Consider the following 7,939-nt stretch of genomic DNA (forward strand, 5'->3'; position numbering starts at 1 on the left):
CGGCGGCGATTGAGCCGCCCTGGCACGTTCACAGGTCATGCTGTTACAGAGTAGCAAGGAACATAATGTGAACGGAATGACCACCACAGCCGTATGTTCCCCCTCACCCCAGCCCTCTCCCTCGAGGGAGAGGGGGCCCTCCGTGCATGCGTGGCGTTGAGGTAACCCCTCACGCAGAGGCGTTTAGCGGCTAAAAAACCTCTTTACAGCGGCCTTCCCCGACGCCGTCACCACCACCTCCCTGTACCCCGCCACCCGCTGGATCCAGCCTTTATTTTCCAGATGATCGAGCAGCGCCGCGCCGGCCTCACCTCCCAGGTGAAACCGCCGCTCGCTCCAGTCCAGGCAGGCGCAGCAAGCCTTGCGACGGGGATGAGCACTTAACGAAATGCCGAGCGTCAGGAACTGCTCCCGGCCATACAGCGTCAGCGCGGAACCGTCTGCCTCCAGCCAGCCTTCTGCCTGCATAAAATCATAGATCTGCACCGCCACCGTACCGGCAAGATGGTCGTAGCAGGTTCGGGCTTCACGCAGGGCTTCTGGCGCGGAGGTTTCCGGCGGCGTGATGCGGCTCCAGGAGAGCCCCATCATCTGCTCCACCAGCGCCGCGACGTCGGGTCCGGCAAGGCGATAATAGCGATGCCGCCCTTGCGACAGGCAGGTGATCAGCTTTCCTTCCACCAGCCGGGCGAGATGCCCGCTGGCGGTCGATGGCGCAACCTCTGCCGCCGCGCTCAGTTCGGTGGCCGTCCACGCCCGCCCGTCCATCAGCGCGCAGAGCATCTTCACGCGCGACGGATCGGCCATTGCAGCCGCCACTGCGGCAATGGCCAGCTCCAGCGCCGCGCTGTTATCAGGGGGTAAGCTCGTCTTTAACATGGGTCGCCCAGGGTTCGGTGATCTCTGCGGCCAGCTTATCATCATCCGTCAGCAGAATAAGGTGATTCGCATGGTCGCTGTACTGAGTCAGGATAGACACACCGCCTGCCGCCAGGGCCGCCGCGATCTCGCCCAGCTCTCCGGGGCGCGCCTGCTTGAGCTTTCTGATCACCGGCTTTCGCACCGCCTGTACGGTAAACCCGGCGTCAAGCAGCACGCGTCGCGCTTTCTCCCCATCTTCCACCAGGAAATGGGCTTCCGTACCGAATACGCCACCGCCCTCCAGCCCAACGCCGTTGCGGCCCAGAAGCTGTCCAAAACGCGCCAGTTCACCCGGGATATCACGGAAATTGACATGAACGTCATACATCGGCATGCCCTCCGGTTTCAGAGGTATATTCCCGCACGACCTGCGCCACCCGAAGGCGGTAGTACGCAAAAATCGACTCCCGCCCTTCGGCCTGCGCCGCCTGGTGAAAGACGTTCTGCTTCCAGCGGCGGACAGCCTCTTCATCCCGCCACCAGGAAAGAGACAGGATTTTGCCGTCGGTGGTCAGGCTCTGAAAACGTTCGATATCAATAAAGCCGTCGATCTCCGCCAGCAGCGGCTTCAGTTCGGCGGCCAGCTGCAGGTAGCGCGCCTGATGAGCAGGCTCGGCTTTGGCTTCAAAAAGGACTGCGATCATGATTTTCTCTCCGCTGTGATGTTGGGGAGAGAATGCAGGAGGGAAAAACGCAATGCTTCGGCAAGAAGCGAAATGTTGTGCCGGATGGCGCTGCGCTTATCCGGCCTACGGGCGCATGTAGGCCCGGTAAGCGTAGCGCCACCGGGCGGGTTTTAGCTCACAATCGACCGCGGCTCCATAAACGCCCGGATCCCCCACTCGCCCATCTCGCGCCCTACGCCGGAGTGTTTGAACCCGCCAAACGGCGCTTTCGGCTCATGCGCCAGGGTGTTTACCAGCACGCGGCCGGAGACAATCTGCTGCGCCACGCGATGGGCCCGCTCTTCATCACGGCCCAGCACCATCGCGCTCAGGCCGTACTCGGTATCATTGGCGATGGCGATCGCCTCCGCCTCGTCCTGATAAGGGATCACGCACAGCACCGGGCCAAAAATCTCGTCACGGGCAATGGTCATCCGGTTGTTCACGTCGGCAAACAGCGTCGGACGCACGAACCAGCCGTCCCGCGTCCCGTCCGGCCGCCCTTCGCCGCCCGCCAGCAGGCGTGCCCCCTCTTCGATCCCTTTGCGGATGTACCCCTGTACCCGCTGCCACTGCTTCTCGCTGACCATCGGGCCAACCTCTGTCGCGCTATTGCGCGGGTCGCCGGATTTCACCGCCGCCACGGCCTGCGCCAGCGCGGCTTCCATTTCTGTCTTGCGTGACTGCGGCACCAGAATGCGCGTCCCGGCCACGCACGCCTGCCCGCTGTTCATAAATCCGGCCTGAATCACCAGCGGGATCGCTTGCGCCAGATCCACATCCTCCAGCAGAATCGTCGGCGATTTACCGCCTAACTCCAGCGTCACGCGCTTAAAGCTTTCCGCCGCGTTACGCAGGATCGCCTTGCCGGTATGGGTCGAACCGGTAAACGAGATCTTCGCCACGTCCGGATGACGGCTGAGGGTTTCGCCCACCGTCTCGCCGCGCCCGGTGACGATATTAAACACCCCCGGCGGCAATTCAGCATCGCGCAGCGCTTCGGTAACGATCTGCGTTTGCAGGGCGCTCATTTCGCTCGGCTTGATCACCGCCGTGCAGCCCGCGGCGAGCGCGGCCGCCAGTTTGCCGCAGATAAACCCCGCATCGCTGTTCCACGGCGTGATCAGCCCGGCCACGCCAAGCGGCGTCATCTGTACCGTTGCGGCACCTGCGGTGCTGACAAACTCAAACGCCTCCAGTGCCGCAATGGCCTGAGCAATCACCTCCGCCGGGTAGCTTGCCATCCACGCCGAGCGCGAAGCCGGCGCGCCGTACTCCTCGACAATGGCGTCCAGCAGCGCATCGTGACGGGCAGCCACGGCGGCGTGCATCCGCTTCAGCGCGTCGATGCGCGTCTGCTTTGTGGTCCGGGACCACGCCGGAAACGCCGCTTTCGCCGCCGCGATAGCGCGTTCGGCGTCAACCTCATCCGCCAGGCGAACCTGACCCATAACCTGCGCCGTTGCCGGGTTGTACAAGTCAAAACGTTCGGTACCGTGCGGGGTAACAAACTCGCCGTTGATAAAGATCTGTTCGATGATGTGCATATCATCCTCCTCAGGTTGTGTGGGTCCAGTCTGGCACGGCTTCTCCGTTGCGATAATCCACGCTATGCTGCAAGGGTTGTTTCGATTTTCAGGATAATCTATGCATCGTTCAGGTCTGACAGAGCTGGAAGTGGTGATGGCGGTGGTGCGACGCGGCAGCTTTCGCGGCGCGGCGCAGGAGCTGGGGATGTCCGCCACCGCGGTCAGCAACGCCATCGCCGGGCTGGAGAGCCGCCTTGAGACGCGCCTTTTTAACCGCACCACCCGCAGCGTGGCCCTCACCGACGCCGGGCAGCGCTATGTGGCGCGAATTGGCCCGGCCCTGCAGGAGATCCGTCTCGCCGGGGAGGAGATCCACAGCGACACCGGGGAACCTGCCGGCACGCTGCGCCTCAACGTGCCGAACCATATCGGCGCCCTGTTTCTGGACCAGCTGCTGATCGACTTCATGATCCGCTACCCGAAAATGCGCGTGGAAACGCTGAGCGAAGCGAGGATGATCGACATCGTTGCGGAAGGCTATGACGCGGGGATCCGCCTTGAAGAGTCCGTCCCGCAGGACATGATCGCCGTGCCGCTGACCGGCGAGATCCGCCAGCTTGTCACCGCCACGCCGGACTACTTCGCCCGTCACGGCATACCCGAGACGCCGGACGATCTGCTGCAGCACCAGGGGATCGGCATGCGTATGGCCCACGGCGGGATCTACCGCTGGGAGCTGGCCCGTCGGGGGGAAACGTACGCGCTGGCCGTGCCGCCGCGCTTTGCCACCTCCGATCTCTTCGCCTCGATCCGCGCCGTGAAAGCGGGGCTAGGGGTCGGTTTTTTACCGGAACTCTATATTCAGGAAGAGCTGAAAAGCGGGGAGCTGGCGAGCGTCTTAAACGACTGGGCACAGCCGTTTGCCGGGCTGCGCCTGTACTATCCTGGCCATCGCCACGTCCCGCCGGGGTTGCGGGCGCTGGTGGCGATGATCCGCGAGCGCGGAATTATTCCAGGTTAGCCTTGTTCAGCCCGTAAGCCGCGTCCAGCGCGCCCGGCGCCATGCGGGAGGTGATCCCCAGACGGTTCCAGGCGTTGATCGCCACGATGGCGAAGTTCAGCTCTGAAATCTCCACATCTGAGAAGTGCTCCGCCACGCTGCGGTAGAGCGCATCGCTCACGCCATGAACGCCGATTTGGGTCAGCGCTTCGGTGAAGGCCAGCGCTGCTTTTTCACGGGCGCTGAACAGCGGGGACTCGCGCCATGCCGCCAGATGGTAGAGTCGCAGCTCGCGCTCGCCGGCAATTTTCGCCTCTTTCGAGTGCATATCCAGGCAGAACGTACAGCCGTTCAGCTGCGACACGCGAATGTCGATCAGATGCTTCAGCGCCGGGTCGATGGAGGTTTTCGCCACCTCCATGCTCAGGGCAGACAGCGCGTTAGCGAGGGCAGGTGTGACTTTGTGGTGGTTGACGCGAGTGCTCATGGTCTTTCCTCTGATTTACACGGTATGTGTGATGCGATGAGGCAAATCTACGCCGTTCATGACATAGTAAAAAGATACAAAAAGCGTGAAATGAGGTAGGACATGAAGCCGGGCTATCACGAGATTTATTCCCGCTATCGCGACAACATCACGCGCGGCGTGCTGAAGCCGGGCGATAAGGTGCCTGCCATCCGCGTGCTGGCGGAAGAGCTGAAGGTGGCGCGCAAAACCGTCGAAACGGCGTATGCCATTCTGACGGGGGAAGGGTATCTGGTAAGCCAGGGCGCGCGCGGCACGCGGGTCAACCCGGACCTCCTGCTGCCGGCCACTCCTGCGCCGGTGGAACAGGCCACCGGCACGCTTCCGGCCTCGCTTATCAGCCAGCGCGAGCGGGCAGGTTTTCTGCGTCCCGGCATCCCCTCCCTCGACAGCTTCCCCTATAAAAAGTGGCTGCTGCTGGCAGGCCAGGCGACGCGTTCCATGCGCCAGGAGGAGATGCTCAACCCGCCGGTGCTGGGCTGGTATCCGCTGCGTCAGGCCATCGCCCGCTATCTCAACATCTCACGCGGATTGTCCTGCACTGCCGAACAGGTGCTGATTACCAGCGGCTACAGCGGCAGCCTGCGCCTGATCCTCGACACCCTTGCCAGCCGCAGCGACAAGGTGGTGTTTGAAGATCCGGGCTATTTTATGGGGCAGCAGTTGCTCAAGCGGATCGTGCCGCGCCTGCACACCGTGCCGGTCGACCGCAACGGTATCGACACAGAATACCTGCTCCGTCACCATCGCGACGCCCGTTTTGCCATCGTGACCCCGTCGCACCAGAGTCCGCTGGCGGTCACGCTCTCTTTGCCGCGTAAACAGCAGTTGCTCGACTGGGCCAGCCAGAACGACGCATGGATTATCGAAGACGATTACGACGGGGAGTTTCACTACACCCGCAAGGTTCTGCCGTCGCTGAAAAGCCTCGATCGGCACGACCGGGTAATCTTTATGGGCACCTTCAGTAAAACCATTATGCCGTCGCTGCGCATGGGCTACGTGGTGATGCCCGCCAGCACCGTCGGGGCCTTTACCGACTGCGCAGACATTACCACCAGCGGCCAGCCGGTGTTGACGCAAAAAATCCTCACCACCTTTCTCAATGAAGGCCATTTTTTCCGGCATCTGAAGAAGATGCGCGCCCTGTATCAGACCCGCCGGGAGTGGATGATTGCCGCCCTGCGTGAGGTGTATGGCGATCTGTTTTTCACCGAGCAAAACGATGGCGGGATGCATATCGTGGCATTTCTCACCAGAGGAAGCGCTGACCAGGACGTGGCGCGCTGCTGGCAGGAACAGCAACTGCAGGTTAATGCGCTTTCGGAGTGGTATCGCGGGTCGGGCAAACGCTACGGGCTGGTGATGGGCTATAACAACGTGCGGTCGTATCAGGAGACGCTGGATTTGCTGGAAAGGCCGAAGCGGCAGACGTTTGAGCTGTTGCGCTGAAAATCGCCCGGTGGCGCTACGCTTACCGGGCCTACGGGATCGAGTAGGCCGGGTAAGGCGCAGCCGCCACCCGGCGACGACGTGGATCACACATCATTACGCGACAACCCAATGTCCTTGAGCTGCTCGTCGCTCATCTGGCTCAGAATGCGACGGGTACGGTTGATGCGATACCAGTTACGCAGCGTTTTCGCGATCCAGACAAAGGCGATAAACGGACGTTTTGAACGATTTTCGTAGAATTCCATGATGCTCTCCTCGCTGTGCCAGTGGGCTTATCATCATGGAAAACGGCCTGTACAATACAGATTCAAAAATTGCTTTTGTTTACCATACAGATCCGCTAAAACGGTATCTGCATGGCGTTTAGCCTATCAATCTGTACTGGTTTAACAATCTGTATGGTGAAAACAAAGGATACAGCATGACGCGCTACCAACATCTGGCCAATCTACTGGCAGAACGCATTGAACAAGGGCTGTATCGCAGCGGCGAACGTCTGCCGTCGGTACGCGCGCTGAGCCAGGAACACGGCGTAAGTATCAGCACCATACAGCAGGCCTATCAGATCCTCGAAAACCTCCAGCTGATCACCCCTCAGCCGCGCTCCGGCTATTTTGTCTCGCCGCGCAAGGCCCAGCCGCCCGTCCCGGCGATGACCCGCCCGGTGCAGCGCCCGGTGGACGTCACCCAGTGGGACGAGGTGATGATGCTGCTGGATGCCCGCGCCGACAAAGAGATGATCTCCTTCGGCGGCGGTTCGCCGGACATTAGCCAGCCGAGCCTGAAACCCCTGTGGCGCGAAATGAGCCGCATTGCGCAGCATAACCCGGGCGAGATGCTGAGCTATGACGTGCTGGACGGGCGCCTGGAGCTGCGCGAGCAGATTGCCCGCCTGATGCTGGACAGCGGCTCCACCGTATCGGCAAGCGACATTGTGATCACCAACGGCTGCCACGGCGCGCTCTCCATCGCCCTGCTCTCAGTATGCAAACCGGGGGATATCGTGGCGGTGGAGTCACCGTCGTTTCACGGCACCATGCAGATGCTGCGCGGCTTCGATATTAAGGCGATTGAAATTCCCACCGATTCTGAAACCGGGATCAGCATCGAGGCGCTTGAGCTGGCGCTGGAGCAGTGGCCAATCAAGGCGGTGATCCTGGTGCCCAACTGCAACAATCCGCTCGGGTTTATCATGCCGGAAGCACGAAAAAAACAGGTCTTAGCCCTCGCCCAGCGGCACGATATCGTGATTGTTGAGGACGATATTTATGGCGAGCTGGCCGCCGAGTACCCGCGCCCGCGCACCATTCATTCGATGGATATCGACGGCCGCGTACTCCTCTGCAGCTCGTTTACCAAAACCGTGGCGCCGGGCCTGCGCGTCGGCTGGATTGTGCCGGGACGCTACTACGACCGGGTGATGCACATGAAATACGCCGCGGGCGGGTTTAACGTGCCGGGCACGCAGATGGCGGTGGCGGCGTTTATCCGCGACGGCCATTACCATCGCCACGTGCGTCGTATGCGCCAGATTTATCAGCAGAATATGGAAACCTACACCTGCTGGGTGCGGCAGTATTTCCCGGCAGAGATTTGCGTCACGCGCCCGCAGGGGAGCTTCCTGCTATGGGTTGAGTTACCGGAAAACGTGGATATGGTCTGCGTCAGCAAGCAGCTGTGTCGGCTGAAGATCCAGGCTGCGGCCGGGTCGCTGTTTTCCGCCTCCGGGAAGTACCGCAACTGCCTGCGGATCAACGTGGCGCTGCCGCCAACGGATAAGCATCGCGAGGCGTTGAGGAAGATGGGCGAGGCGATTGTGATTGCGATGGAGGAGGGCTAGTGC

General features: G+C 61.5%; 9 protein-coding genes. 3 read left to right on the forward strand and 6 right to left on the reverse strand.

Going from position 1 to position 7,939, the window contains the following annotated elements:
* Positions 1 to 183 precede the first annotated feature (183 nt).
* The 4 genes from EKN83_RS22870 to EKN83_RS22885 all read right to left on the reverse strand — a co-directional run bounded on the left by EKN83_RS22870 (position 184) and on the right by EKN83_RS22885 (position 3,133).
* A complete protein-coding gene (locus EKN83_RS22870) occupies positions 184 to 879 on the reverse strand; it encodes an ArsR/SmtB family transcription factor (RefSeq protein WP_126801758.1) in 696 nt (231 codons plus the stop codon).
* A complete protein-coding gene (locus EKN83_RS22875) occupies positions 854 to 1,249 on the reverse strand; it encodes an amino acid-binding protein (protein ID WP_126801759.1) in 396 nt (131 codons plus the stop codon). The genes EKN83_RS22870 and EKN83_RS22875 overlap by 26 nt, the downstream gene beginning before the upstream one ends.
* Positions 1,242 to 1,565 (reverse strand): antibiotic biosynthesis monooxygenase family protein, encoded by a 324-nt coding sequence (locus EKN83_RS22880; protein WP_126801760.1) that lies wholly within the window; start codon positions 1,563 to 1,565, stop codon positions 1,242 to 1,244. The genes EKN83_RS22875 and EKN83_RS22880 overlap by 8 nt, the downstream gene beginning before the upstream one ends.
* Positions 1,566 to 1,717: 152 nt before the next feature.
* A complete protein-coding gene (locus EKN83_RS22885; RefSeq protein ID WP_126801761.1) occupies positions 1,718 to 3,133 on the reverse strand; it encodes an aldehyde dehydrogenase family protein in 1,416 nt (471 codons plus the stop codon).
* Between the two features lie 100 nt (positions 3,134 to 3,233).
* Between EKN83_RS22885 and EKN83_RS22890 the strand changes: the two genes are divergently transcribed.
* A complete protein-coding gene (locus EKN83_RS22890; protein WP_126801762.1) occupies positions 3,234 to 4,136 on the forward strand; it encodes a LysR family transcriptional regulator in 903 nt (300 codons plus the stop codon).
* On the opposite strand, the gene EKN83_RS22895 is transcribed toward EKN83_RS22890, so the two are convergent.
* Positions 4,123 to 4,602, reverse strand: coding sequence for a carboxymuconolactone decarboxylase family protein (locus EKN83_RS22895; protein ID WP_023310248.1), 480 nt, complete (start codon positions 4,600 to 4,602; stop codon positions 4,123 to 4,125). The two genes, EKN83_RS22890 and EKN83_RS22895, sit on opposite strands and share 14 nt — an antisense overlap.
* 102 nt (positions 4,603 to 4,704) lie before the next feature.
* Between EKN83_RS22895 and EKN83_RS22900 the strand changes: the two genes are divergently transcribed.
* On the forward strand, positions 4,705 to 6,093 hold the full coding sequence (locus tag EKN83_RS22900) for a PLP-dependent aminotransferase family protein (protein WP_126801763.1): 1,389 nt from the start codon (positions 4,705 to 4,707) through the stop codon (positions 6,091 to 6,093).
* 86 nt (positions 6,094 to 6,179) lie between these two features.
* Here EKN83_RS22900 and EKN83_RS22905 read toward each other — a convergent pair whose 3' ends face one another.
* A complete protein-coding gene (locus EKN83_RS22905; protein ID WP_126801764.1) occupies positions 6,180 to 6,341 on the reverse strand; it encodes a DUF1127 domain-containing protein in 162 nt (53 codons plus the stop codon).
* A 176-nt stretch (positions 6,342 to 6,517) separates the two neighbouring features.
* Between EKN83_RS22905 and EKN83_RS22910 the strand changes: the two genes are divergently transcribed.
* The gene (locus EKN83_RS22910; RefSeq protein WP_126801765.1) at positions 6,518 to 7,936 is read left to right on the forward strand and encodes a PLP-dependent aminotransferase family protein; all 1,419 of its coding nucleotides are present in this window, start codon (positions 6,518 to 6,520) and stop codon (positions 7,934 to 7,936) included.
* Positions 7,937 to 7,939 lie beyond the last annotated feature (3 nt).

The sequence above is a fragment of the Enterobacter sp. WCHEn090032 genome (assembly GCF_003986875.1).
Lineage (GTDB): Bacteria > Pseudomonadota > Gammaproteobacteria > Enterobacterales > Enterobacteriaceae > Enterobacter > Enterobacter sichuanensis.